Origin of the sequence: Thalassospira sp. NFXS8 (assembly GCF_040148805.1) — a bacterium.
In the GTDB taxonomy this organism is placed as follows: domain Bacteria; phylum Pseudomonadota; class Alphaproteobacteria; order Rhodospirillales; family Thalassospiraceae; genus Thalassospira.
Window position 1 is genome coordinate 1,691,751 of the sequence record NZ_JAGEMF010000001.1, and the last position, 23,561, is coordinate 1,715,311.

General features: G+C 52.5%; 19 protein-coding genes and 1 tRNA gene. 12 read left to right on the plus strand and 8 right to left on the minus strand.

From position 1 onward, the window contains the following. Nucleotides 1-51: 51 nt before the first annotated feature. Entirely contained in the window at nucleotides 52-1,179 is a 1,128-nt protein-coding gene (locus J4E05_RS07670) for a hypothetical protein (protein WP_085593547.1), read from the minus strand. A 335-nt stretch (nucleotides 1,180-1,514) separates the two neighbouring features. Between J4E05_RS07670 and J4E05_RS07675 the strand changes: the two genes are divergently transcribed. Both J4E05_RS07675 and J4E05_RS07680 read left to right on the plus strand, forming a co-directional pair. Then, a tRNA-Arg gene (locus J4E05_RS07675) sits at nucleotides 1,515-1,591 on the plus strand. Nucleotides 1,592-1,868: 277 nt separating this feature from the next. Beyond that, complete coding sequence (locus tag J4E05_RS07680) at nucleotides 1,869-2,396, plus strand: glycine cleavage system transcriptional repressor (protein ID WP_349593975.1); 528 nt, start codon at nucleotides 1,869-1,871, stop codon at nucleotides 2,394-2,396. A gap of 98 nt (nucleotides 2,397-2,494) precedes the next feature. On the opposite strand, the gene J4E05_RS07685 is transcribed toward J4E05_RS07680, so the two are convergent. The 4 genes from J4E05_RS07685 to J4E05_RS07700 all read right to left on the minus strand — a co-directional run bounded on the left by J4E05_RS07685 (nucleotide 2,495) and on the right by J4E05_RS07700 (nucleotide 8,301). After that, entirely contained in the window at nucleotides 2,495-4,564 is a 2,070-nt protein-coding gene (locus tag J4E05_RS07685) for a calcium-binding protein (RefSeq protein ID WP_349593978.1), read from the minus strand. Nucleotides 4,565-4,795: 231 nt separating this feature from the next. Further along, entirely contained in the window at nucleotides 4,796-6,541 is a 1,746-nt protein-coding gene (locus tag J4E05_RS07690; protein ID WP_349593981.1) for a calcium-binding protein, read from the minus strand. Next, nucleotides 6,510-6,734: a hypothetical protein gene (locus J4E05_RS07695; RefSeq protein ID WP_349593984.1), complete on the minus strand. Its 225-nt coding sequence runs from the start codon at nucleotides 6,732-6,734 to the stop codon at nucleotides 6,510-6,512. Before J4E05_RS07695 ends, J4E05_RS07690 begins: the two co-directional genes overlap by 32 nt. Before the next feature lie 400 nt (nucleotides 6,735-7,134). Next, complete coding sequence (locus J4E05_RS07700) at nucleotides 7,135-8,301, minus strand: GGDEF domain-containing protein (protein ID WP_349593987.1); 1,167 nt, start codon at nucleotides 8,299-8,301, stop codon at nucleotides 7,135-7,137. Nucleotides 8,302-8,691: 390 nt separating this feature from the next. On the opposite strand from J4E05_RS07700, the gene J4E05_RS07705 reads away from it, so the two are divergent. Beyond that, a complete protein-coding gene (locus tag J4E05_RS07705) occupies nucleotides 8,692-9,678 on the plus strand; it encodes an HpcH/HpaI aldolase/citrate lyase family protein (protein WP_085593539.1) in 987 nt (328 codons plus the stop codon). 10 nt (nucleotides 9,679-9,688) lie between these two features. Here the strand turns inward: J4E05_RS07705 and J4E05_RS07710 are convergent, their stop codons facing one another. Further along, complete coding sequence (locus tag J4E05_RS07710) at nucleotides 9,689-10,519, minus strand: NAD(P)H-dependent oxidoreductase (protein ID WP_349593992.1); 831 nt, start codon at nucleotides 10,517-10,519, stop codon at nucleotides 9,689-9,691. A 99-nt stretch (nucleotides 10,520-10,618) separates the two neighbouring features. On the opposite strand from J4E05_RS07710, the gene J4E05_RS07715 reads away from it, so the two are divergent. After that, entirely contained in the window at nucleotides 10,619-11,533 is a 915-nt protein-coding gene (locus J4E05_RS07715) for a LysR family transcriptional regulator (RefSeq protein ID WP_349593995.1), read from the plus strand. Nucleotides 11,534-11,639: 106 nt separating this feature from the next. Here J4E05_RS07715 and J4E05_RS07720 read toward each other — a convergent pair whose 3' ends face one another. Next, nucleotides 11,640-12,662, minus strand: a complete 1,023-nt coding sequence (locus tag J4E05_RS07720; protein ID WP_349593998.1) for a zinc-binding alcohol dehydrogenase family protein — start codon at nucleotides 12,660-12,662, stop codon at nucleotides 11,640-11,642. Between the two features lie 140 nt (nucleotides 12,663-12,802). Between J4E05_RS07720 and J4E05_RS07725 the strand changes: the two genes are divergently transcribed. After that, a complete protein-coding gene (locus J4E05_RS07725; RefSeq protein WP_349594001.1) occupies nucleotides 12,803-13,261 on the plus strand; it encodes a winged helix-turn-helix transcriptional regulator in 459 nt (152 codons plus the stop codon). On the opposite strand, the gene J4E05_RS07730 is transcribed toward J4E05_RS07725, so the two are convergent. Further along, nucleotides 13,234-13,758 carry a GNAT family N-acetyltransferase gene (locus J4E05_RS07730; protein WP_349594004.1) on the minus strand — a complete coding sequence of 175 codons (525 nt, stop codon included), beginning with the start codon at nucleotides 13,756-13,758 and terminating at the stop codon, nucleotides 13,234-13,236. The two genes, J4E05_RS07725 and J4E05_RS07730, sit on opposite strands and share 28 nt — an antisense overlap. Before the next feature lie 163 nt (nucleotides 13,759-13,921). Between J4E05_RS07730 and J4E05_RS07735 the strand changes: the two genes are divergently transcribed. The 7 genes from J4E05_RS07735 (at nucleotide 13,922) to J4E05_RS07765 (ending at nucleotide 23,439) form a co-directional block, all read left to right on the plus strand. Further along, on the plus strand, nucleotides 13,922-14,881 hold the full coding sequence (locus J4E05_RS07735; RefSeq protein ID WP_085593825.1) for an acetyl-CoA carboxylase carboxyltransferase subunit alpha: 960 nt from the start codon (nucleotides 13,922-13,924) through the stop codon (nucleotides 14,879-14,881). A 416-nt stretch (nucleotides 14,882-15,297) separates the two neighbouring features. Next, nucleotides 15,298-16,077, plus strand: a complete 780-nt coding sequence (locus tag J4E05_RS07740; RefSeq protein WP_085593827.1) for an MBL fold metallo-hydrolase — start codon at nucleotides 15,298-15,300, stop codon at nucleotides 16,075-16,077. A 43-nt stretch (nucleotides 16,078-16,120) separates the two neighbouring features. After that, entirely contained in the window at nucleotides 16,121-19,354 is a 3,234-nt protein-coding gene (locus J4E05_RS07745; RefSeq protein WP_349594007.1) for an ABC transporter transmembrane domain-containing protein, read from the plus strand. Next, the gene (locus J4E05_RS07750; RefSeq protein ID WP_085593829.1) at nucleotides 19,351-19,599 is read left to right on the plus strand and encodes a hypothetical protein; all 249 of its coding nucleotides are present in this window, start codon (nucleotides 19,351-19,353) and stop codon (nucleotides 19,597-19,599) included. Before J4E05_RS07745 ends, J4E05_RS07750 begins: the two co-directional genes overlap by 4 nt. A 234-nt stretch (nucleotides 19,600-19,833) precedes the next feature. Then, nucleotides 19,834-21,315 carry an NAD-dependent succinate-semialdehyde dehydrogenase gene (locus tag J4E05_RS07755; protein WP_349594010.1) on the plus strand — a complete coding sequence of 494 codons (1,482 nt, stop codon included), beginning with the start codon at nucleotides 19,834-19,836 and terminating at the stop codon, nucleotides 21,313-21,315. A 41-nt stretch (nucleotides 21,316-21,356) separates the two neighbouring features. Then, entirely contained in the window at nucleotides 21,357-22,754 is a 1,398-nt protein-coding gene (locus J4E05_RS07760; RefSeq protein ID WP_349594013.1) for an aspartate aminotransferase family protein, read from the plus strand. A 301-nt stretch (nucleotides 22,755-23,055) separates the two neighbouring features. Continuing rightward, on the plus strand, nucleotides 23,056-23,439 hold the full coding sequence (locus tag J4E05_RS07765) for a hypothetical protein (protein WP_349594016.1): 384 nt from the start codon (nucleotides 23,056-23,058) through the stop codon (nucleotides 23,437-23,439). Nucleotides 23,440-23,561 lie beyond the last annotated feature (122 nt).

The following is a 23,561-nucleotide window of genomic DNA, read 5'->3' on the forward strand; positions in this document are numbered from 1 at the left end:
CGAAAGGAGGCACCCTGTTTTGGCCGTTCACCCGATCAGGATCGAAACTGACTAGCGAACGAAAACGTGAACTTCATTTGCCGAGACGGCAGAACTCGTCGAGTCTGACAGGCGAACACGTGAATTGGGCATGCCCATATCGGTCAATGAGCGCACAACACTTTGCGCGTCGCGCTTTGCCTTGCTGCTGTTTAGTGCAACCTGTGCCGGGGTACCCCGGTTCGGCGTCACAGCCACAATGTCAAAGGTCGCATCAGGACGACGTTCCAGCGCGCGATTAACAGCGTTATAAAGTGCCTGTTCGTATTTCACGCTGGCACTGTCAAAACGGATAACCACAAGCGGACGATCACCCGAGTCGGGCATATCCCGGTTACTTGCAATCGGCTGTGCCGGTGCAGACTTGGTTGCCAGCGACGCGCCAAAAATCTCGCCATTTTTAACGGCAAGCGACAGGGCGTTCAAATTGGAACGTTCGCCTGCAATATAATTGGTCTGGCGTGACAGGTCTTCGCTGATTTCACCCAACAACCGATCGATCAGAACCGAGGTCCGGTTGGTTTCGTCTTCCAGCATGGCCAGTTGACGGTGATCTTCATCAACCGCGCCGGAAACCTGATACGCGGAACGTACCGATTCCAAAAGGAAAGTCGACAAGGTGGAATCGGCAGCAACATCATTGGCCAGCGAATTTAGCGACGCGATATCGCCATTCACCCGGTCAAGTTCCTGCTGGGCCTGGTTCCACTGGTTAACCAGCACCGGGTTGCCCGGCGTGGTACCAACCTGCAAGCGGGCATTAATTGCCGCAACCGTACCATGATAAGCCTGTGAATGGCTTACCGTCTGGGCACGCAGACTTTGCAGTTCGTTGTTGTGGGTGTTGAGTGCAGATTTCAGGCGGTTAAGCTCCTGACGCATGCTTTCAACCTTGGTCCCGACAAAAGTACCTGTCGATGACATACCGGTTAATGGCTGCGTACTGCGCACGACATCGGCCTGTCCGGCCCCTGTCCCGACATCCGCCTGTCCGGCTCCCATATTTGCGGAAGACTGGTTAGCCGAATTTCCGGCATCCTCCCCACTGAGCGCCGGCCACATGGCATCGGTAGAATTTGAACACCCGCCTAACAGCAGGGCGACGCCGAAAACGGCGAGGTAGGTTTTGCGAACGGCCATTTCGATCAATTACCTAATAGGAATAAGCGAATCTCCCTGAGCCTGCTTTTTTATAGAAGAAACAAGCCCCTGCTCCCCTGGGATTGAAAAGCATCTTAATAGAGGGTTCCCTAAGGAACAAGACGCATTTCCCCCTTTTTTCCCGTAACATAGCGATAATCGCTAACATGGCGGAAAACAGCGCTCTTCAACCGCCTTTATGGACGATTTTTTACGGCCCTGAAGAAAAAATACAGTTTTTTGAAAATTACCGCTTGCAAAGGGCAACGCGTTTTCATAAGTTCCGCTCCGCCGACGGGGAGCACACTTCGCAAGCCGCCGGAAACAAGGACGATGCGCCCATAGCTCAGCTGGATAGAGCATCTGACTACGAATCAGAAGGCCGGAGGTTCGAATCCTTCTGGGCGCACCATTGAAAGGCTCGACGTTAACGCGTCGAGCCTTTGTTCTTTCCGGGTTCCCGTTTCCCCGCACGAATGCCATCAGCCACGGCCCCGCAAATCACCCGGGGTATATGATGATGGTCCAAATATCGCGCACCACGAAATTGACCTCGACCACGGCTACCCCAAGAAGTTGGATGGAATGGCACGGCAAAGCTGTGCTAAATAGTTGGCGCACGATAATATAAAGTGTGAGCAGCAATATTCTTGCGCCTGCCAGCTTGCCGGACAACAACGGAGACATCCATGAACGCCAATACCCGCATTACCATTTCCTGCCAGGACCGGGTTGGTCTGGTGTCCGACATTACCGGTCGCCTGTTTGATATTGGCGTTAATCTTGGCCCTACCGGTTTTGCCCTTGATCAGGGCCGCGCCACATTTACCACCGAGTGCGAATTACCCGACACCTGCCCAATCACCGAATGCGAAGTGGCCTTGTGCGAACTGTCGATGGAACAGGCAGAAGTCACGGTAGAGGCGATTTACCCGGTTCTGCCGGCGGCCAATGCCCCCGGTGCCACCCATATGATTGAATGTTCCGGCATCGACCAGCCCGGCCTGATTGCCCGCCTGTCAGAAATATTTATCGAATTTAACGCCAATATTGTGCAGCTGGCCGCCAGCGCGTCCAGTGAAAACGATTCGCGCGTTTATACCACACGCTTTGCAGTTGCCATCCCGGCTGACCGTGCCGCCGCCTGCCTGGCAACCCTTGCCAATACAGCGGGGTCCCTGCGGCTGCTTTTCAAATTCGACGAAACAGGCAAATAAACCGCGCCATATTTTGTTGCACGCAACAAGGGCCCATCGCACTGCGGCGGGCCCTTGTGATTTGTTTCATCGATGGGAGTGCAACACCTAACGCCAGCTTAGCTAACGACCATGCCATCATCAAAAACAACATGGTCTTCGTCCAGGTCATCTATCGTGATGCCATCAATTTGGACACCATAATCATAATGCGCCCCATTGGCGAAATCGATATAAACACCGGTATCATTCTGCTCGGCGTGGTCGATAAAACCCTCAAAATTGGTAATGCCGGATTTATACTGAAAATTGTCCGACAGTTTTATGTAATCGGCATTTGATCCATCAGCCTGAAAATCGACGATACGGTCACGCTCGGCACCACCTTCATAATCATCCCATAAAAAGGTATCCGCCCCCGACGCAAGTCCTCTGTGGTGAACGTCGCCAATCAGATAATCATTGCCATCTCCGCCTTCAAGCACGTCATTACCATCCCCTCCCTGAAGCACATCATGGCCATTACCGCCCTTCAGATAGTCAGTGCCAGAACCACCTTCCAGCCGGTCGCGTCCATCATCGCCGGAAAGAAAATCATCGTCACCGAGGCCTTGTAACAAATCATCACCGCCGCCACCGCTCAGAGAATCATTCCCCCACTCGCCGTAAAGTACATTGCGACCGTCATCACCGAAAAAAATGTCATCGCCATAACTGCCGGTCAGGTTTTCAAAGTTGCTGATGGTGGAATTTTCATAGTGACCGCCGGAAATCTCGCTGGCCGCCAGATCAACGGTTATGGGGTTACCGGGATCAGTTGTCACAAACAGGGTATCTAAACCACTGCCGCCATCCATAACGTCGCCATTTTCACCACCATAAATGGTGTCATCACCGCTGCCGCCCAACAGGGTATCGCTACCACCATCATGGGAAAACAGCCAGTCATCGCCACTGCCCCCCCATAGTGTTGCGTTACCTGTTATCTCGGGATCAAAGTCACCACCGGCTTCCATCCAGTCATCGCCGTCGCCGCCAATCAAAATGTCATGACCGACACCATCGGCATACACCGAGTCATCCCCGGCACCGCCATCAAGATAGTTATCCGGGTTGTCACCAGCACCTTCATATTCGTCAGCATCGTTGCCCATGCTGTCATTGCCGTTCCCGCCATACAGGGTTTCGCCGTTCAGTCTGTCATCGCCATCGCCACCATAAATGGTATCCGTTCCCATCCGGCCAAACAGGGTATCGGCCCCATCCGTTCCCGTGGCGATATCGTCAAACTGGCTTAAGCTGACAACCGTGAAATCGTGGATGGTATCGCCTTCGGCATAACCGCCACTGCCTTCACCGGTTTGCAAATTCACATTTACCCCGGCATCGGAGGCGAGATAGTCCAGGGTGTTTTTGCCTGCGCCGCCCAGCATGTAGTCGGCCCCTTCCCCGCCAACAAAGGTATCGTTGCCGCCACCGCCATCCATATAGTCGTCGCCGCTGCCGCCATCGAACTGGTCCAGCCTGGAACTGCCGATCAAAATGTCGTCACCGGCACCACTGTCAATAACGGAACGTTCATCTTCCAGGGCGACGAACTTATCATCAAAGGCCGTTCCACGAAGTTCAACTGTGTGCACATCATCGGAAAACGATATCTGGTCCCCTTCGGCCTCGCCGCCGTGCCCCAAACCGTCATTCAGATCAAGCTGCACGCCTGCATCTGACGATGAATAATCCAGCACGCTCTGCCGATACAGATATTCACCCTTTTCAAAATGAATAGTATCCGCCCCGGCCCCGCCATCAACATAGCTGAAATCGCCGGTAATGTGGTCATCCCCATCACTACCGATCACGCTGATGGTGGGGCGACCGACTGAATCCCGGGCGATAATGCTGTCGCCCTCGGCATCGCCACCCGATGCAGAAAAAACCGCATCGGGATATATCGGGGCGTCATTTAAGCGATAATCCAGATTTACAGCCTGCTCGGACCCTTCATATGAAAGGGTAACTTCGACCCTGCTTTCATCTATCACAAAGGTATCGCCACCGGCCCCGCCAACGAGAACATCACCGTCACCCACGGCAGTCAGCTGGTCATCCCCCGCCAGGCCATAGATCTGATCAACCTCTTCCGTGCCGGTTAGCACGTCGTTCCCGCTGGTTCCGATAATGCTCGCCATTCTCGCCTCCTTGCGTACAGATGAAAAAGTACACCAAGGCTACTACCGCAGGTTAACAAATACAAATGCAATAAAACTAAATAAAATGAAGCAATAAATTATGTTATTGCCTCAAAATTAAAATTAATTCCGAGTAAATTAAAGTGAAATTAATTTTTATTGAAAATTAAAATCTTATTTTACATGAGAAAATCCAAATATTACTTACGACAACTGCTCTATGGTCGAAAATCAAATCAGATCTCCCTCAAAACCAACAGATTCTGTGTCCGAATCAGGTTCGTCGAACACAACATTGGCAGGTGTCAAATGCGAGATATCGATCCCGTCAATCTGCACGCCATAGCCATAATGTCGCCCGTCGGCGAAATCGACATACACGCCGGTGTCATTCTGTTCGGCATGCGCCAGCAAATCGGTAAAATCGTGAATGCCGGATTTATCCTGAAACTCCGCGCTGAATTCCAGTTTATCTTCGCTGCCAAAATCGGTGATGCGGTCGCGTTCCGCGCCGCCTTCAAAAGTATCCCACAGGAAGGTATCCGCACCGTGCGCGCCGTTGGCATCCTCGCCATCACCGGTCAAAAGGTCGTTGCCATCACCACCAGCAAGCGTGTCATCGCCAGCACCACCGCGCAATCCATCATGCCCGCCCGCGCCCCGCACAATATCATCCCCAAAGGAACCTTCAATAATATTGCGTCCCTGATCGCCTTCCAGAATATCGTCATAGCGCGAACCGCCAAGGTTCTCGATATCCTCGAACACGTCACCATCGGCACTTTCGCCTTCGGCAAGGCCGGTCGCAAGATTGACATGCACACCGCTTTCGCCGTGATCATTGTAATCAAGGGTGTCGACACCGGCACCGCCCTTTAACAAATCACCGCCAAGGCCACCGGTCAGGATGTCATTGCCATCACCGCCAATCAGGATGTCGCTGCCACCGCCACCTTCCAGGTCGTCATTGCCTGCACCGCCATCAAGGTAATCGTCACTACTGGTCGCGCCAAATTCATCGCCGCGGAGGAAATCATTTCCGCCGCCGCCAAAAATAAAATCATCGCCGCCAAGGCCGCTCAGGACATTGCCGCCATCATCGCCCATCAGGGTGTCATCAAAATTGGTGCCATATGCCACTTCGACACCACTATAGGTATCGCCGGTGGCTTCGCCTCCCTGCCCTTCACCCGTTGCAAGGTCAACATAAACACCCGTCGTCGCATTCGCCGTATCGTAATGCACACTATCCAGGTTACCGGCCCCGCCATCAAAATGATCGGCACCGGCGCCGCCCGTCATGTTGTCATTGCCACCACCGCCAACAAGCGTATCGTCGCCAACCCCGCCGATCAGGGTATCAATGACAGAGGACCCGGTAAGCACGTCATCCCCCGCGCCGCCATCCATCCGGTTTCCGCTGTAATGTGAACTGGTCAGATAATCATCATGGGCAGAACCGATCAAACCCTGAAGGCCAAAATACGTTCCGAAACTATCACCTTCGGCATCGCCGCCACTGGCGGATCCGGTTGTCAGGTCAACCGTAACCCCTTCACCTGAGTGGGCATAACTGACAACATTATATCCGTCGAAATGATCTGCACCGCCACCGCCTTCAAAAACGACATTTCTGCCATCAAAGAGATCATCATGATCCGATCCAATGATCGTCATGTCGATCCGACCGGCAGTGCTGATGACCGTGTCACCCTCGGCGTCCCCACCGCTGGCATAAAGTTCGGCAGAATAGTAATCGTAATCAACATTGATCCCGACATCCGAGCTGACATAGGAAAGCGTTGCACTTCGACCTTCTCCGCCAAAAACAAAGGTGTCGGCCCCTGCTCCACCTTCGATCACATCATGTCCGGCGCTGCTTTCGATACGGTCATTGCCATCAAGGCCGAAAATATCGTCATCTTCTGCGGTGTCCTTAAGGGTATCATTTGCATCCGTTCCGACGATCTGCGCCATAACATCCTCCCTGGCCTCGCAGGCCAAATAACGCGACAAATACCGGGTAAAACTTTCCTGCTACTGCTTTGCAAGGCGTGACCGGGCTGCCAAATTGCACATATTCATTTGCGATATCCGACAGGTTAATTCTGTCGATTTCCATACCAACGACGTCATCGGGCGTATCGGTGAAATCACCAAGGACGTCCATTTGATTTCCCCGGCGGGGTGGCAAGAAAATCGGAAATTTTTAAATGCGGGTCTGTGCTGAATCTTGTTGCCACAATCACGGGCATTGAGGTCAAAAATACCGTCGCGTTCCACGTCGTTTTCAAACGCTTCCCAAAAAAGAAGCGTGGAATCTACGTCAATTGCGAAATTTCTGCCTTTTCCTGTCTGTCTTTATTACCACTGGCATTTGAAACACACGTCATGGCTGCCTCTTTCTGCACGAATAAATAAGTACAGAAAGGTTACTACCGGATGCCAGGCAAGACAAACATATAAAAACTAAATATAATGAAGTATTAAAATTCATTTTTGCGCCATTAAGGAAAACAATTTTGAATAAAATCCACAATATTCATTCTGGATTCAACGCAATCATACGATCAGAATTGGATTCTGTTTCTTCCAGCATCTTTTGCGACGAATAGTTTTTCATCAGCACACTTTAAGACGCGCCAGGGGTCGCTTTCACCCTCGGCCCTTTCAGCCAGACCGATTGAAACTGTAATGCCAACGCCACGCTTTGCTTCAGGCAACGTAATTTTGGTCGCAGCAATTTTTTTGCGTAAAATTTCCAGCGTTTCCGTGGCGCGCACGGATGTCCGACTGGCAAATAAAATGGCAAATTCTTCGCCACCATAGCGAAATGCCTTGCCGCCACCCCCCATATGATCCAGTTCCCGGGCCACCTTGCGCAGTATAATGTCACCAACGTCATGGCCGTGGCTGTCATTGAATTTTTTAAAGTGGTCCACATCAAGCATGGCAATGCAATATTGCCCGCCCAGTTCCACCAGTGCATGGCTTAGCGCGCGCCGCCCCGGCAGCCCCGTCAGGTCATCCACAAATGCCATGCGCCAGGCTTCCTGAACAACACCACCCAAAACCACGCCCGTCGCCGCCAGATAGCCAAACGGGACATATCGGGGTTCAACCACAATGGCCGTAAAAACCGCAGGTAACGTACAAACAAACGCAAATTCAAGCGACCGCCCCCGTGCCAGCAACACCACACCTGTTATGGCCGCAATGATAAAGGCCATCTGGGGGACTGTGTTTGCCATCCCGTCTAACGTAATGAAACGGATGTTCATCACGTTATATAAAGCGGTTGAAACATCGGGCCGGACAGCAAAAAGCATCAGGGCAAAAAACTGCAGGGACAGAAACAATATGCGCGCAATGCCGCGTTTCCGAAACACACCACGTTCCGACATAAACGCCAGCAACAACAGGTTCACCGGAATAATATAAAGTGTTGCCAGTTGCAGGAATTGCACACCCTCTGGCGACAGGAATGCGGGTGCACCGATAAAGAACCAGTAACAGAAGAACAAAACCAGCATCGCGTAAACAACGCGCCCCCGGTTAAACCATCCCCCCAGTACCACACCAAGTACCGCCATCAAAAACGGACGATACTGTACAAACCCGACAAGACCATCCGGCAAAACCCCGGCCCTGTCCGCAAATGCCAGAGCCGTTACCGCTGTCAAAATCAACAGCGGTATTGACCCGACAGAAATGCAGGCAAAAAAGGCACGACGCATCAGACCCCTGGCCCATTATATCGATAACCGGAAATTGGATCGGCAATATAAAGATAAAACCTGAACAATTCCTATAATAGTTTCAATTTCATACAAATACTGGCCAGTAACATCCAAAACCGGATCGCGCCTAGCACGATCCGGACACACCAATGCCCGGCAATTGCGGCCCGGCTTCGCCTTAGCCACGCATAATTATTGGCAAATGAACCCCCAACCATCGTCGCATTGGACGCCACCCGCCAGATTTTGCTAACATGCGCCAAATTATTGCGGCGCAAAAACAAAAAGACCGCATTTTCTGCCCAGGCAGGCCCCGGTACAGGTTTGACGCCATTGCGCCCTTAACGGCAATCCGCCGTTTTGCGCAATGACAGCAAGGAGAATGACATGAGCTTCACCACCCCGACCCCGGCCCCGGCACGCCTGAACCGATCCGAGCTGGCCGTGCCCGGCAGCCGCATCGAACTTTTTGAAAAAGCCGCCAAATCAAAGGCCGACGCCATTTTCCTGGATCTGGAAGATGCCGTTGCCCCGCGTGACAAGGAACAGGCGCGCAAAAACATCATTAGCGCCATCAACGACATTGACTGGGGCGACAAGGTTTTATCCGTCCGTATTAACGGCCTTGATACGCATTATATGTATCGCGATGTTGTTGATGTTCTTGAACAGGCTGGCGACCGGCTGGACCTGATCATGATCCCCAAGGTGGGCACGGCATCCGATGTTTATGCCCTTGATATGCTGGCAACCCAGATCGAGGCCGCCAGGGGGCGCAAAAAACGCATCGGGTTTGAACTGATCATTGAAACCGCGTTGGGCATGCAAAACATTCATGAAATTGCCGCCGCATCGCAACGCAACGAAAGCCTGCATTTTGGTGTGGCCGATTATGCGGCATCCACCAAAGCAATGACCACCGGCATTGGCGGCCCCAACCCGCATTACGGCGTTTTAACCGACAAGGACGGCGACGCCCCGCGCGATTATCATTGGGGCGATATGTGGCATTACGCCATCGCCCGCATGGTAGTAGCCGCCCGCGCCAATGGCCTGCGCCCGATTGACGGCCCGTTTGGCGATTTCTCCGACCCCGAAGGCTATCGTGCCCAGGCGGCACGGGCGATGGTGCTGGGCTGCGAAGGAAAATGGGCGATCCACCCCAGCCAGATCACCCTTGCCAACGAGGTTTATTCCCCGTCAGAAGCGGAAGTAACCAAAGCCAAACGCATTCTTGAAGCAATGGAAAAAGCCCAGAATGAAGGGGCCGGTGCCGTGGCCCTTGATGGCCGCCTGATCGATATTGCATCGATCAAGCAGGCCGAAGTTATGGTGCATCAAGCCGATATTATTGCAGCAAAGGATGCGAAATAGGCACCCGAACCTAGAAAGCGGCACGCTGCCATCGTCCGGCAACCGTTTCCACGGGGTCGCCCGGTTGAACCAGATGAATATGCGTGCCGCCTTCACCACCCCCAAGGCCCGGTTTAAGACGCTGGCTGGCATCGTAATGCCCGCCATTCTGCGTTCGAAAAGGGATGGGGGCAGCGGTGAACAAATTCTCCAGACAAAGGCAAAAGTCTGTACTTACCTGTCCCCAGCCGGCGTCGTCCATCCGGTCACTTTGATATACCGGGAAGGCAGGTAAAACATCGAAACCGGGATAAAACAGCGTCCCGTGCTGAATGGGCCACAAAATATCATCCAGGCTACCATTCACCCCGCGGTCGCTATAATGGGGTAAACGCCCACCAATCGGCACAACCAGCATTGCCCGACGCCCGGCCAAAACCCCTTCGCCATAACGATCCCCCCAGCGTTCGCCGCCGTGCTGGCCCACACCATACGCAAAACCATAGGTAAAAACGCGGTCGAACCACCCTTTCAAGATTGCAGGTGCGCCAAACCACCACAGCGGAAAACTGAACAATACGGCATCGGCCCATAACAGTTTTTTCTGTTCGGCCTCTATGTCCGGGCTTTGGCTATCGGATGCAAAAGCATGGCGCGATTCCGCAACATAACTTAACCGTTCTGCGGCCACCCTGTCGGTAAAATCGGCCTCGTCGGCAATCGCCTTCCAACCCATTGCATATAAATCCGATACCTGCACGACATGGCCCTGGCTGCGCAATGTCCTGATCGCCAGATCCTTTAATGCACTGGTTAACGACAGGGGTTCCGGGTGGGCATGCACAATCAGAATGTTACTCATAATTCCGTCCTTTTCAGAATAATCTGCTTTGATGCGTGATCATTCCCCATCACCCTGCTATCGTTGAAATTAAAGTTTTTTTGATCTGGTATAAATTCAATGGATATCGAACAGCTTGATCTTAATTTGCTGGTCACGCTTGATACATTGCTGGCCGAACGCAATGTGACCCATGCTGCCCGTCGCCTGAACCTGAGCCAACCTGCCATATCGGCCCGGCTGACCCGGCTGCGTGACCTGCTGGGTGATCCTCTTTTATTGCCATCCCAACGCGGCATGATCCCGACGGAACGCGCGCTGGACCTTCAGGCTCCGTTGCATGATGCCATCGAGGCGGTGCGCAGCGTCATTGCCGAAACCAGCCCGTTTGACCCAACGCAGATAGAAGCAACAATCGCCATTGCCGCCAGCGATTATGTTCAATATTCGGTGTTGATACCGCTTGCCCAAATCATTCGGGCAGAAGCCCCGGGTATTCGCATTGCCTGGCGCACCATTGATACGGCCCGGCTTGAGGAGCAAATGGTCCGCGGGGAGGTTAACCTGGCCCTAACCACCCCGGACACAGCCCCCGAAACCCTGCATATGCGCAAGCTGTACCACGAAAGCTATGTCACCATTGCCCGCCCCAACCACCCCGCCATTCACGGGCAGATCGACCTTGAAACGTTTTGCGACCTAGGTCACGTGATTGTTTCGCCAGAAGGCGGCGGGTTTTACGGCCCGGCGGATGATGCTCTGAAAGTGCTGGGACATGAACGCCGAATATTGCTTTCTGCCCCGGGCTTCCTTGTGGTTCCCGAAATTGTTGCCCAAAGCGACATGATCGCCCTAGTTCCCGGCCGGGTTGCCGCCAACCGCCACGGCCGTTTGCAAATTTTGCCCCCACCCCTGCCAGTCCCGGGTTTTGACATAGCGCTGGTTTGGCATGACCGCACCACAACCCACCCGCTACATCGCTGGTTACGCGAACGCATTTACAAATTGCTGCGCGCACCCGAACTGGCGTCATAAAAACAAAAAACCGAACCGGTCATTCATTTCCGGTTCGGTCATATTTATAAAATCAGGCTGCCGGGCACCTTAAAACGGCCCTTCAAGAACCAGTCATCGCAGTTTATCAGGCACCAAGACCTTCAAACGTAATTTTGCCAATCGCCTTGCCCGATTCCAGCAATTCGTGCGCCTTGCGCAGGCTTTCCGGGCTAAGGCTGCCGTAATTTTCGGTGGCCGTTACCTGAATTTCACCTGCATCGACCATGGCCGCCACTTCCGCCAGCAATTTATGCTGTTCGATCATGTCCGGGGTTTGGAACATGGAACGGGTAAACATAAATTCATAGGAAAAGCTGGCTGATTTTGCCTTCAACAGATCAACGTTATGAAGGTCCGAGGCCTCGGTGATGGAAGCAATCCGTCCTTGCGGGGCAACCAGATCACACATTACATCCCAATAATCATCGGTTTGCGAGGTGCAAAGAACATAATCAACTGTGGCAAAACCGGCACCTTCGAGTTGTTCTTTCAAAGGTTTGCGATGGTTAATCACGTGATCGGCACCCATTTTGGTTACCCATGAAATGGTTTCCGGGCGCGACGCAGTGGCAACCACCTCAAGGCCGGCAAGTTTGGCCAGCTGAATGGCGATGGATCCCACTCCACCGGCGCCATTAATAATTAAAATGCTTTTGCCCATATTGCCCTCAACATTGGTACGGTCAATGTTCATGCGGTCAAACATGGCTTCCCATGCCGTGATCGATGTCAACGGAAAGGCCGCCGCCGTGGCAAAATCCAGGCTTTTGGGTTTTAGCGCCACAATACGTTCGTCAACCAGCTGTAATTCACTGTTCGACCCCGGGCGCGTTACATCGCCTGCATACCAAACTTCATCCCCGGCCTTAAACAGGGTGACATTTTCCCCCACAGCCTCAACCACACCTGCCGCATCCCACCCCAGCACCTTAAAATTACCGTCATCAGCTTTGCCCTTGCGAACCTTGAAATCAACCGGGTTCACCGCAACGCCTTTAACCCGAACCAGAACATCGTGGCCTGCCGGGGTTGGCGTTTCAATTTCGGTTTGTTCAAACAGGGCGGCATCGGTTACCGGACGGGCAACTTTTAATCCAATGGCTTTCATTATCGTTCCTCCTTGCCGAGGTTTAATTTGCGAATGACAGAGTCCTAACGCATAATCATGATAATGATAAGTACGCACAATTTTTGCATATAGTAACAATTTGTATACTAATGCAGATTTCCGCCATTTCTGGAGGCCCAATGTCCGATTTTGATTGTCCGCCCAATCACAGCCCCGGGTGCCCGGTCGAAGGAACGCTGACAGTTATTGGCGGAAAATGGAAAGGTGTTGTCCTCTATCATTTGCTGGACGGCACCAAACGCTTTAACGAACTGGGCCGCAAAATGCCGGGCGTTACCCAACGCATGTTAACCCGGCAATTACGCGAACTTGAACAGGACGGCCTGGTCAATCGCAAGGTTTATGCCGAGGTACCGCCGCGGGTTGAATACAGCCTGACCGCAAAAGGGGAAACGTTACGCGCCATTATTCTGGCGCTAAAAGACTGGGGGGAAACCCACGTTCCCTATTATGCCCCCATTGCGGCAAACTCGGATCAGCCCGCATCAATGCCGGTTCCCGGGTCGAAGCAAGCCTCATCCGGTCGTAATTCGGCCACCTCGAAAAAGCGTCACAATGCTGGCGAAGGCGTTTTGTGAACCGCGGCATCGCGTGTCATTACAAAAAATGTTGGCTGACTAAAACCGGGATGCGTGCCATCCCCCGTTATTGCGAACCCGCAGCGCGTAAAAAAGCTAATATTACCCGCCAGTTCCTTGCGCACATGCAACCGCATCCGGGTGTTGCGACCTTTTTGCAAAACATGGTTAACGGCAGCATCAATTAACGCCCGGCCAATGCCCTTACCGTGATACGCCGGATCAACCGACATTTTATAAATATAGGCATCGTCGGGTGTTTCCTCGATCCAGACCTGCCCGACAATGACATGATCATTTTCAATATCGCGCGCAACAAGCACCATATCACGTTCAAATCGCCATTGCAGTTCGGCCTCGTCCACACGCGTTACCGAACTGGGCGGGTTCACGATACCATCCTGAAAGGCAAAGGCTGCTTTTAGAATACCTGTCAGGCGGTTAAAAACGGCGATATCAGGATTCAGCAACGGTGCAATTTCTAAATTGGTGGACATATTCTTTCCATTAAGCAAACTTGTAGACGCAAAATTTACGGAATTTGGCCCATGATATGGTCGAAAATTGAATTTATCGCGCCTTTTTTTGCTCCACCCTTGACGTGGCAGACTGATCACGTATGTTCCGCTCCATTGTTTCCCAGCCGGATTTGACGTCCTGATGCACAACTTTCTGGATTTCGAGAAGCCGATCGCCGAACTTGAAGGCAAGATCGAAGAACTCCGCCATTTGAGCGGCAATGATGATGAAGTCAACATTGCCGATGAAGTCGCGCGCCTGCAAGACAAGCTGACCAAATTGCTGCAAAGCACTTATGGTCGCTTAACGCCGTGGCAGAAAACCCAGGTTGCCCGTCATCCCGACCGCCCGCACTTTGTGGATTACGTTAAAAATCTTTTTGACGATTTCACACCTTTGGCCGGTGACCGGCTTTATGGGGAAGACGAAGCCATCATTGGCGGCCTGGCCCGTTTGCGGGGTCGCAGCGTAATGGTAATTGGCCACGAAAAAGGCCGCGATACCGAATCGCGCGTAAAACACAATTTTGGCATGGCCAAACCCGAAGGCTATCGCAAGGCCATCCGCCTGATGCGTATGGCCGAACGGTTTAACATTCCGGTGATTACGCTGGTTGATACCGCCGGTGCCTTTCCTGGCGCCGACGCCGAAGCCCGCGGCCAGTCCGAAGCCATCGCCCGGTCGATTGAAACCTGCCTTGATATCAAGGTGCCACTGGTTTCCGTCATCATTGGCGAAGGCGGTTCGGGCGGGGCAATTGCGCTTGCGATTGCCAATACCGTATTGATGCTGGAAAATTCCATTTATTCGGTTATTTCACCCGAAGGCTGTGCCTCTATTTTGTGGCGTTCCGGCGACGAAGCCAAAACCGCCGCCGAAGCCTTGCGCCTTACGGCACAGGATCTGCATCAGCTTGGCGTGATTGACGATATCATCACAGAACCGCTGGGTGGCGCACAACGCGAACCCAAGAACGCCTGCAAACAGGTGGGTGATGCGATTGAAAAAGCACTGATCGAACTTTCCGGCCATGAAGGCGGTGTTTTAAAAGCCCGTCGTCGCGACAAGTTTCTGGAAATGGGCCGTCAGGGCCTGAACTGACGAACCCTAAAATACCTTGAATTTAAAACGGGCTGACACGCTTTGCGCTGTCGGCCCGTTTTATTTTCCCGACACGGGTTACCGCGCCGCCATGATATATGTTGCTGTCGCGACGATCGCGGTTGAATTAAGCGGCCGAAAAACTGCTAACTTTTTGACAAATAACGAGTCTTGCGGATTATTGGTCAAATTGGCGCAAACACGCCCACCGGGTTAATAACCGCCATCCAAATTCGCTTAACCCCCGTCATAATTGGTAATTACACCGATATTACGTATCGCATAAACCTTGTCATCCCCATGATTCGCAACTTTCAGCCCCGATATCACACGATACGTACAAATTTGAATAAATTAAGGTGGTTCTGAATAGGCTTCCTCGACTAAGATTTTGCCAAAGCAAGGGGAGTTGGGGAATGAAACTTACTTTTGCGGGATCAGGATCAGCGTTCTGTACTGCCGCAGATAATTTCCAAAGCAATATGATTTTGGAAACCAAAAACACCGAAACCGGCCAACTGGCCCGGTTGTTAATAGATTGCGGCACCGATGCGCGCCACGCGCTGCATCGCCTTGGGTTATGGCCAAAGGACTTTGAGGCCATTTATGTCAGCCATTTACATTCCGACCATATTGGTGGACTGGAATGGATTGCCCTTAGCAATTATTTTATTTTTCGCCGCCATCGCATCGATCTTTATATGGTTGATGAGCTGATCGAACCGCTATGGGAACATAGTTTGCGCGGCGGCCTTGAAGTAAGCGACCACGGCAACAGCACCCTGGATACTTATTTCAATGTCAAACCCCTGTCGCAAAACGGCGCCTTTAACTGGCATAACGTTAAGTTGAATATTTTGCCCGTTGACCATATCGTCGCTAAAGAAGGAAAAATGCAGTCATTTGCGTTGATTGGTGAAACCAAATCGACATGCTTTTTCATTACAACAGATGCGATTTTCAATCCCGATGCCCATATGGCCCACTACCGCAAGGCTGACATCATTTTTCAGGATTGCGAACTGGGCCCGCGGTGGTCGGGTGTGCATGCACATTATGATCAGTTAAAAACGCTACCCGACGACATCAAAGCCAAAATGTGGCTTTATCACTACCCGGCCTATGCCAAACCCGATGCCGTTGCCGACGGCTTTTGCGGGTTTGTCGCACCGGGCCAAAACTTTGACCTGACCTGACCGGATGTGCCGGTCGGGCTTTGCAGTATAACGGGAAACGTGCATGCCGAATTCGGTATTTGCCTATATCTGGCGCCACAGCCGCTTTCAACAGATCGTGCTTTTGATCGTTACAGTGCTGTCTTTTCCGTTTCTGTACTATTCACTCGATCTGCCCAAAATGATCGTCAACCAGGCCATTGGCGGCGCGGGTGAACCGTTTGATATTTTGGGCGTCAAACTTGATCAGGTTGAATATCTGTTTGCACTCTCGGGCATTTTTCTGGCCCTGGTTTTTGTAAATGGCGGCTTCAAGTATTTTATCAACGTCTATACCGGCGTTATGGCCGAACGGCTTTTGCGCCGGATGCGTTATATCCTGTATGAACGCGTCCTGCGCTTTCCGCTGCCCCATTTTCGCAAAACCAGCCAGGGCGAAATTGTCTCCATGATTACGGCCGAAGCCGAACCCCTGGGTGGCTTTTTTGGCGAGGCATTCTCGCTGCCGGTATATCAGGGTGGCATTCTGGTAACGATATCGGCCTTTATCTTTATTCAGGACCCGTTAATGGGGCTGGCGGCTGTTTCGTTTTATCCGTTACAGGGCTATCTGATTCCCAAACTGCAACGCCGGGTGAACAAACTTGGCAAGGACCGGGTGCAAAACATTCGTCGCCTGTCCGAACATATTGGCGACAGCGTAAGCGGTGCGACCGACATTCGTGCCCATAATACGCAGGGCTACGAACTGATGCGTTATACCCAGCGCATGGGGCGTATTTTTGAAATCCGCAAGGAAATCTATTTCCGCAAATTCTTTATCAAATTCCTTAATAACTTTATCGCCCAGATCACGCCGTTTTTCTTTTACTCAATCGGCGGCTATCTGGTTATTGCTGGCGATTTGTCGTTTGGGGCACTGGTCGCAGCCCTTGCCGCCTATAAGGATATGTCGGCACCGTGGAAGGAACTTCTGGCCTATTACCAGCGCCTGGCCGATGCCCACATCAAATATGACCAGCTTTACGAACAGTTTGAACTGCCTGATCTGGACCAGGAACACGAACTGGTCGCCCCGGTGGCCGGGCATCTCAACAGCCCGATGGATGTATATGCCCTGTCATGGACGGACGATGACGGCACCCGGGTGGTTGAAAATGTGTCGTTCAACATGCCATTACCAGGCGCGGCCCTTCTGACTGGCACAGCAGACAGTGGCAAATCACATCTTGCCCGGTTGCTGGTACGCCTTATCACGCCAAGCGGCGGTCGCGTGCAGTTTGCCGATGTTAATTCAGCACAGCTTCCCGCATCCTATCTGGGTCAGCGCACCGGATATGTCGGACCGGATTCATACCTGTTTCATGGCACCATATCGGACAATCTGCTCTATGGCCTGAAACACCGCCCACTGGCCGAACACCAGCCCGATGCAAACAACGACAATCCGGCCCTGACCGACGAAACACGCCATGCCAACGCCGCGCCCGAAGAAGCAAAACTTTTGCCTCCGGCCCTGGTAGAAAAAATCGAACTGGCGTCCCCAACCGACCTTCCCGACCATCTGACAGCCGAAATGTTTGATGAAATCAAACGATCAGGCAATATCCCCTATGATCCGGGCGGGCAATGGATTGACTATGTTGGGCCTGGCTACGATTCCCTCGAACAGTTAAACGCCGAACTGTTAAGTCTTCTATCGGTTGTTCATCTGGATCGTGATATCTACCGGATCGGCCTGTTTCGGCGTATTGATCCGAAATTGCGCCCCAATCTGTCCAAGGCAGTATTGGCAGCACGCCCGCGCCTTAAGGAACTTCTTGCCGAACGCGGGCTGGCCGACCTTGTCGAACCTTTTGATATTAAAAACTACAATGACAACGCAACAGTCGGGATCAACCTGATTTTCGGGGTGCCGGTAAACCCGAATTATGAACGTCGCAACTTTTTGAACCACCCCTATTTTCAAAGCGTGTTACGCGATAACGGCCTGTATGAACCCATGATCAATATGGGCCGCAACATGCTGGAACTGATGATCGAACTGTTTACCGGCCTGCCGCCGGGGCATGAATTTTTTGATCGCTACAGCTTTATCTCGGCCGACGAACTTAGCGATGTCAAAAACATGCTGAAACGCATTGACGGCGTTGACGTTGGTAACATTCGTGAAGATGACAGGCTCCGCCTGCTTGAAGTTGCCATGAATTTGACCCCGGCCCGGCACCGTTTGCGGGTGATGGACGATAATTTCCGCGATCTGGTTCTTAAAGCGCGGCCAAAATTCCACGAAAATATTCCCGAAGACCTTGCCAGCGAAATTGACTTTTTTGACGCCGATAACTACACCGCAGCGGCTTCGATCCTTGATAACCTGTTGTTTGGTCGCTTTGCCTATGGTCGTGCCCATTCCGAAGAACGCGTGGGCGAAGTTCTGTTTGAAATCGCCCGTGATGGCGGCCTGTATGAAGCCCTGATTGCACTGGGTCTTGAATCCGACGTCGGGGTGGGCGGAAGCAGGGTATCGCAAAGCCTGCGCCAGAAAATAACGCTGGTACGTGCCCTGATCAAAAACCCCGATATCCTCGTGGTTGACGAAGCCCTGTCCGCGCTTGATAACGAAACCCGCGATCAGGTTGTTGAATTTCTGACCAGCACAGCCAGCGAACGCAGTGTCATCTGGGTTGATGGTGCCGATATGCCAGGCGACCGTTTTTCGACCTGCCTGCACATGTCCAACGGCAAGCTAACCAAACGCGACAAACAGGACGACACCGCCGCCGATGCCCGTAGCGATGCAACCGCCATTACCGCCGAAACCGATACCGTCCCGGCCGAGGATGGCAGCATCGAGGAAGAAGTCCGGTTGCTGCGGACCATTCCGCTATTTTCCGCACTGGACCCAAATGTCATCAAACTGCTGGCATTTACCAGCCCGCGTCTTACCTATAAACGTGGCGAGGTTATCGTCAAACAGGGTGAACCGGGCGACGCCGCCTTTATCGTTATTTCGGGGCGCGGTGAAATCTGGCTTACAACGGACGAAGCCCAAACCCTGAAACTGCGCGATGTCGAACCCAAGGAAGTGATTGGCGAAATTGCCCTGTTGGTTGACCAGCCGCGATCTGCCACCATTCGCGTGGTCGAGGACATGACGGTTCTGAAACTTGATAAAGCCGAATTCCTTGGGCTTGTCCGCCAGGACCAGGCCGTATCTGTCCAGTTGTTGCGCGTTCTTGCCGAAAGACTGGACCTGACCACAAAACAGCTTACAAGCCGAGACCAGCCGAACCGATGAATAAAATTGCTGCCATTCTGATTGCCGCCTTTGTCGCCATTGTCCTGATATTGGGTTTTGTTGCGATTATTGGCGGCAGCCTGGCGGGCGCACTTATGGTTGTTATCGGCATTCCTTTTGCCTTTCCCACTACCACAACCCTGTTATTCCTGGTTTTTATGGTATTAATCATTCGAACAGTTTTTGAACAACGGCGCAAACGCCGCGAAATTAAAAGCTGGCTGGATGACGACAACACCAAATAACCCGTAAAAATATATTATTTTCAAATCGTTAGACGTTTTCATCCAACAGGGTTTTCATCAAATAGCCCGTACCGGCAGAAAAAACATCGTTTAAACGCCCCTTCCAGCCAAAAAAACCACACCAAATCGCCTTACCTTCGGTGACCTCCTCTGCGCCAATATTGTTAGTCTGCCTTTAGTTCAACAGGCAGACCCGGCACATTATTGGCCGGGCCCGTTTTTAAGGAGGCTCCCATGACGGCACAATTGAAAGAACAGCGTTGTGTGTCGTTAAGCAATCTGACCGATTTGCGCTTGTTGCGCGAACACGCCTATATCGACGGGCGCTGGAGTTCGGCAGATAACCGTCAGGTCATCGAGGTGACAAACCCGTTTGACGGCAGCTTTCTTGGCACTGTACCCAATATGGGCGTTGTCGAAACCCGGCGTGCGGTAGAGGCCGCCCATAACGCCTTTCCGGCCTGGGCTGCGTTATTGCCACAAGAACGCGCCGGGCGGATGCGCCGCTGGTTTGAATTGCTGATCGAAAACAAGGAAGACCTTGCTCTGTTAATGACGCTCGAACAGGGAAAACCGATCACTGAATCGCGCGGTGAAATCGACTACGCCGCCAGCTTCATCGAATTTTACGCCGAAGAAGCCAAACGGGTGAATGTCGAAAGCATTTCATCGCACCTGCCCAATCGCGCCATGAGTATTCGTCGCGAACCGGTTGGTGTAACCGCCGCCGTTACCCCGTGGAATTTTCCCTGCGCCATGATCACGCGCAAGGCTGCTGCCGCCCTTGCCGCTGGCTGCACCATGATTGTGCGCCCCGCCACCGAAACCCCGTTTTCGGCCACCGCATTGGCCGAACTGGCCGAACGGGCGGGTATCCCGGCAGGCGTCTTTAATGTCATCACCGGCGATCCCAACCCGGTGGTTGGCGAACTGTGTGGCAACCCGGTTGTGCGGGCATTGTCCTTTACCGGGTCAACCCAGATCGGGCGGCTGTTGCTGGCGCAAGGCGCGCAAACGGTTAAAAAAATGTCCATGGAACTGGGCGGGCACGCACCGTTCATTCTGTTTCCCGATGTGGATATGGACCAGGCCATTACCCACGCCATCGGGGCAAAATTTGCCACCAGCGGCCAGGATTGCCTGGCAGCGAACCGCATTTTTGTCCATCGCGATATTTATGATCAGTTCATCGCCCGTTTTGCCGATGCCATTGAAAAACTGCGCGTTGGCAACGGGCTGGACGAAGATTGCGATATTGGCCCGCTGATGCATGACCGCGCCGTTGCCAAATGTGCCGAACATGTTGAAGACGCCCGCGCCAAAGGCGCCCGGGTTGTTGTCGGTGGCAAACAATTAGGCGGGCTTTTTTATGCGCCGACCTTGCTGGCCGACGTCACCGATGACATGCAAATCTATCACGAGGAAACCTTTGGCCCCGTGGCCCCGGTTATTGTGTTTGACAGCGAAGACGAAGTCATCGCCAAAGCCAATGATAGCGAATATGGCCTGGCCGCCTATCTTTATACCAATGACCAGTCACGCGCCAACCGGGTCGCCAATGCGCTTGAATACGGCATGGTTGCGCTGAACTGTGTGAAAATCACCGGTGCGCCAATCCCCTTTGGCGGGGTCAAACAATCGGGCCTGGGCCGCGAAGGATCGCGCCACGGCATGGAAGAATTTACCGAACTTAAATATGTCTGCGCAGCGTTTTAAATGCTGGCAGTTCGCCCCACGACCTTGAACGGGAGAAGAAAATGAATGTGATTAAAAACAACACCGCCGAACTGCAAAAAATGGACCGGGCGCATTTCATGCATCCGTCAACGCATATGCGCCAGCATGCAGACGGTGAAACACCCAACCGCATTATCAATGGCGGCAAGGGCATTTACATTCATGACACCGAGGGCAAGGAAACCCTTGATGCCTTTGCCGGTCTGTATTGTGTCAATGTCGGTTATGGCCGCACCGAAATTGCCGATGCCATTTATGCCCAGGCCAAAGAACTGGCCTATTACCACACCTATGTTGGTCATGGGAACGAGCCGATCATTCGCCTGTCCGAGCGCATTGTTAAAAGTGCGCCCGAAGGCATGCAGCGGGTTTATTATGGTATGTCCGGGTCGGATGCCAACGAAACCAACATCAAGCTGATCTGGTACTACAACAACATTCTGGGTCGCCCGGAAAAGAAAAAAATCATCTCGCGCTGGCGCGGTTACCACGGTTCGGGCATCATGACCGGCAGCCTGACCGGCCTTGCCACCTTCCACAATGCATTTGATTTGCCCAAATCCCCTGTTCTGCACACCACCTGCCCGCATTTTTACTGGAATGCCGAAGCCGGTGAAACCGAAGAACAGTTCGCCAAACGTTGTGCCGATGATCTGGAAAAAATGATCCTGCGCGAAGGCCCCGAAACCGTTGCCGCCTTTATCGGCGAACCGGTTATGGGCACGGGCGGCATCATCACCCCGCCGAAAGGCTATTGGGAAGCCATTCAGGCTGTCTTGAACAAATACGATGTTCTTCTGGTCGCCGACGAGGTTGTCACCGCGTTTGGCCGTACCGGAAGCTATTTCGGATCCCAGCATTATGGCATCAAACCGGACCTGATCACGATTGCCAAAGGTGTGACATCTGGCTACCTGCCGCTGTCGGGCGTTATTGTCGGCGAACGTGTCTGGAAAGTTCTTGAGCAGGGTTCTGATAAAATGGGGCCGATCGGCCATGGCTGGACCTATTCCGCCCACCCGGTTTGCGCGGCTGCTGCCAATGCCAACCTCGACATTGTTGATGGCGAAAACCTGACGGGTAATTCTGCCGAAACCGGTGGTTATTTCCAGAATCTGATGCAGGAAACCTTTGCAAACCATCCGCTGGTGGGTGAAGCGCGCGGTGTCGGCCTGATGGCCGCACTGGAATTTGTTGCCGACAAGGATAAAAAGGAACGCTTCGATGCGAACCTGAAAGTGGGTGCGAAGGTTTCAGCCGCCTGCCTGGAACGCGGCATGATCGCCCGTGCCATGCCGCATGGCGATATCCTGGGCTTTGCCCCGCCGCTTTGCATCACCAAGGCTGAAATCGACAAGGTTGTTGATATTGCCAAACAGGCAGTCGATGCCGTTACCGACGAACTGGCAGCCAAATAAGCAGGTTTTCAAAAGAATACTTTTCCAAAACAGCTCCTCGTCCTTATGGGCCGAACCTTGTGTTCGGCCCTTCTTTTTTGGCTAAAAATGCTGCCATGCAACCCGATTGCTTTCGCAGCGCACTATACCAAAGAAAAGCATGGTAAATACCAACGGATAATCCCCTAAGCACCTGACATTGAATGTACATTAAAATTTAATTGTATAAATTTTAAATTAAAACAAACTATACTTACAGAACAAAAAATATACGTATATTGGGGCGCAAACCATCTAACTTGCCAAGCGAAATGGACTCGAAATGGCCAATTTACCCCGCCTATGCTGGAGAGTTGCGGCATGTCTTGCTTTTCTTGAAATGCTTTTTAGCCTGCAACCATTTATTACAGGTTTGGCAACAGACACCCTGTTGCCTGGCACCCATTACCTTAACCTTACAGGCTGGATCGGGCTTGCCCTTTACGGCACTTATTACCGCATCAGCCGGCGCCATTTTGATGGCCTGGACAAATTACAGGTAGTCCTGGCTATCATCGGCACGCTTACGCTCGCTGTTGGCACAACGATTGCCAATATCGGCGGTCCATCCACACCGATGCTGTTTGGCATTGCCATCCAGTTATGTGGTATGGCGCTGTTTGCCTATATTACCATCAAACGGCCCTTGCCCATGCTGGCCGTCTAAGGCGCATTTATGCCCCTCCATATAAAATGCAGCAGGGGCCTTTGGTGCCCCTGGCGGAATATTGTGCCGAAGTTATCGGGTTTATCGCCACGGGAAACCATTCCAATGATGAAATTCCGGTC

Excerpts from the sequence above, each read along its gene's own strand:
- J4E05_RS07670 (WP_085593547.1), bottom strand. The coding sequence starts at position 1,179 with ATGGCCGTTCGCAAAACCTACCTCGCCGTTTTCGGCGTCGCCCTGCTG.
- J4E05_RS07750 (WP_085593829.1), top strand. The coding sequence starts at position 19,351 with ATGAATAAAATTGCTGCCATTCTGATTGCCGCCTTTGTCGCCATTGTC.
- J4E05_RS07740 (WP_085593827.1), top strand. The coding sequence starts at position 15,298 with ATGAAACTTACTTTTGCGGGATCAGGATCAGCGTTCTGTACTGCCGCA.
- J4E05_RS07695 (WP_349593984.1), bottom strand. The coding sequence starts at position 6,734 with ATGGACGTCCTTGGTGATTTCACCGATACGCCCGATGACGTCGTTGGT.
- J4E05_RS07725 (WP_349594001.1), top strand. The coding sequence starts at position 12,803 with ATGTCCGATTTTGATTGTCCGCCCAATCACAGCCCCGGGTGCCCGGTC.
- J4E05_RS07755 (WP_349594010.1), top strand. The coding sequence starts at position 19,834 with ATGACGGCACAATTGAAAGAACAGCGTTGTGTGTCGTTAAGCAATCTG.
- J4E05_RS07700 (WP_349593987.1), bottom strand. The coding sequence starts at position 8,301 with ATGCGTCGTGCCTTTTTTGCCTGCATTTCTGTCGGGTCAATACCGCTG.
- J4E05_RS07710 (WP_349593992.1), bottom strand. The coding sequence starts at position 10,519 with ATGAGTAACATTCTGATTGTGCATGCCCACCCGGAACCCCTGTCGTTA.
- J4E05_RS07680 (WP_349593975.1), top strand. The coding sequence starts at position 1,869 with ATGAACGCCAATACCCGCATTACCATTTCCTGCCAGGACCGGGTTGGT.
- J4E05_RS07765 (WP_349594016.1), top strand. The coding sequence starts at position 23,056 with ATGGCCAATTTACCCCGCCTATGCTGGAGAGTTGCGGCATGTCTTGCT.
- J4E05_RS07730 (WP_349594004.1), bottom strand. The coding sequence starts at position 13,758 with ATGTCCACCAATTTAGAAATTGCACCGTTGCTGAATCCTGATATCGCC.
- J4E05_RS07760 (WP_349594013.1), top strand. The coding sequence starts at position 21,357 with ATGAATGTGATTAAAAACAACACCGCCGAACTGCAAAAAATGGACCGG.
- J4E05_RS07690 (WP_349593981.1), bottom strand. The coding sequence starts at position 6,541 with ATGGCGCAGATCGTCGGAACGGATGCAAATGATACCCTTAAGGACACC.
- J4E05_RS07720 (WP_349593998.1), bottom strand. The coding sequence starts at position 12,662 with ATGAAAGCCATTGGATTAAAAGTTGCCCGTCCGGTAACCGATGCCGCC.
- J4E05_RS07735 (WP_085593825.1), top strand. The coding sequence starts at position 13,922 with ATGCACAACTTTCTGGATTTCGAGAAGCCGATCGCCGAACTTGAAGGC.
- J4E05_RS07685 (WP_349593978.1), bottom strand. The coding sequence starts at position 4,564 with ATGGCGAGCATTATCGGAACCAGCGGGAACGACGTGCTAACCGGCACG.
- J4E05_RS07715 (WP_349593995.1), top strand. The coding sequence starts at position 10,619 with ATGGATATCGAACAGCTTGATCTTAATTTGCTGGTCACGCTTGATACA.
- J4E05_RS07705 (WP_085593539.1), top strand. The coding sequence starts at position 8,692 with ATGAGCTTCACCACCCCGACCCCGGCCCCGGCACGCCTGAACCGATCC.
- J4E05_RS07745 (WP_349594007.1), top strand. The coding sequence starts at position 16,121 with ATGCCGAATTCGGTATTTGCCTATATCTGGCGCCACAGCCGCTTTCAA.